The organism is Sulfurimonas indica (assembly GCF_009192995.1).
Classification (GTDB): domain Bacteria; phylum Campylobacterota; class Campylobacteria; order Campylobacterales; family Sulfurimonadaceae; genus Sulfurimonas; species Sulfurimonas indica.
In genome coordinates, this window is sequence record NZ_SDID01000044.1 from 1 (window position 1) to 1,818 (window position 1,818).

1 rRNA gene is annotated in these 1,818 nt (G+C 48.4%); it reads left to right on the forward strand.

What is annotated here, in order from left to right:
* Window positions 1-285 precede the first annotated feature (285 nt).
* A 16S ribosomal RNA gene (locus ES948_RS10755) occupies window positions 286-1,803 on the forward strand.
* Window positions 1,804-1,818: the final 15 nt, after the last annotated feature.

A 1,818-nucleotide genomic window follows, 5' to 3' on the forward strand; every position in this document is an offset into this window, starting at 1 on the left:
CTATAATTCCCATCCACAAACGGAGACACTTCGAGTTGAAGAGTCAAGAGTCGAGAGATTCAGAAGTTTGAGATCATTGAAAACTAAGCAAGTAAGAGACTGAGAAATAACGAATCAGTTATCTTATTTAGAAATAACTAATATAACAACAAAAACAACCGTCTATTCTATTTGAGACCATAGCAATATGGTTTCCCAATAGTAATAGATAACTATACAAAGCCAATGATTTTTAAATCTTGGGCAAAGGTCAGTAATTCATATTATGATCTTTCTATAATAACAATTATGGAGAGTTTGATCCTGGCTCAGAATGAACGCTGGCGGCGTGCTTAACACATGCAAGTCGAACGGTAACAGAAGGAGCTTGCTCCTTGCTGACGAGTGGCGCACGGGTGAGTAATATATAGGTAATGTGCCCCTTGGACCGGGATAGCCACTGGAAACGGTGATTAATACTGGATACTCCTTCTACTCATAAGAGTAGTCGGGAAATGGATTCTGCCAAGGGATCGGCCTATATCCTATCAGCTAGTTGGTGAGGTAAGAGCTCACCAAGGCGATGACGGGTAGCGGGTTTGAGAGGATGATCCGCCACACTGGTACTGAGACACGGACCAGACTCCTACGGGAGGCAGCAGTGAGGAATATTGCACAATGGGGGCAACCCTGATGCAGCAACGCCGCGTGGAGGATGACGCATTTCGGTGTGTAAACTCCTTTTATATGTCAAGAAAATGACGGTAGCATATGAATAAGCACCGGCTAACTCCGTGCCAGCAGCCGCGGTAATACGGAGGGTGCAAGCGTTATTCGGAATCACTGGGCGTAAAGGACGCGTAGGCGGGGTGGAAAGTCAGGTGTGAAAGCCTACAGCTTAACTGTAGAACTGCACTTGAAACTCTCACCCTAGAGTATGGGAGGGGCAGATGGAATTAGTGGTGTAGGGGTAAAATCCGTAGATATCACTAGGAATACCGAAAGCGAAGGCGATCTGCTGGAACATAACTGACGCTAAGGCGTGAAAGCGTGGGGAGCAAACAGGATTAGATACCCTGGTAGTCCACGCCCTAAACGATGAACACTAGTCGTCGGGATGCTAGTCATCTCGGTGATGCACTTAACAGATTAAGTGTTCCGCCTGGGGAGTACGGTCGCAAGATTAAAACTCAAAGGAATAGACGGGGACCCGCACAAGTGGTGGAGCATGTGGTTTAATTCGAAGATACGCGAAGAACCTTACCTAGCCTTGACATTGATAGAACACTTTAGAGATAGAGTGGTGCCCTTTGGGGAGCTTGAAAACAGGTGCTGCACGGCTGTCGTCAGCTCGTGTCGTGAGATGTTGGGTTAAGTCCCGCAACGAGCGCAACCCTCGTCCTTAGTTGCTAGCAGTTCGGCTGAGCACTCTAAGGAGACTGCCTTCGCAAGGAGGAGGAAGGTGAGGACGACGTCAAGTCATCATGGCCCTTATGGCTAGGGCTACACACGTGCTACAATGGGGCGTACAGAGTGTTGCGATACCGCGAGGTGGAGCTAATCACTTAAAGCGTCTCTCAGTTCGGATAGCAGTCTGCAACTCGACTGCTTGAAGCTGGAATCACTAGTAATCGTAGATCAGCAATGCTACGGTGAATACGTTCCCGGGTCTTGTACTCACCGCCCGTCACACCATGGGAGTTGATTTCACCCGAAATCGGGAAGCCAACCTTCGGGGGGCTACCGCTTACGGTGGAATTAGCGACTGGGGTGAAGTCGTAACAAGGTAACCGTAGGAGAACCTGCGGTTGGATCACCTCCTTTCTAGAGTAAAGAGCA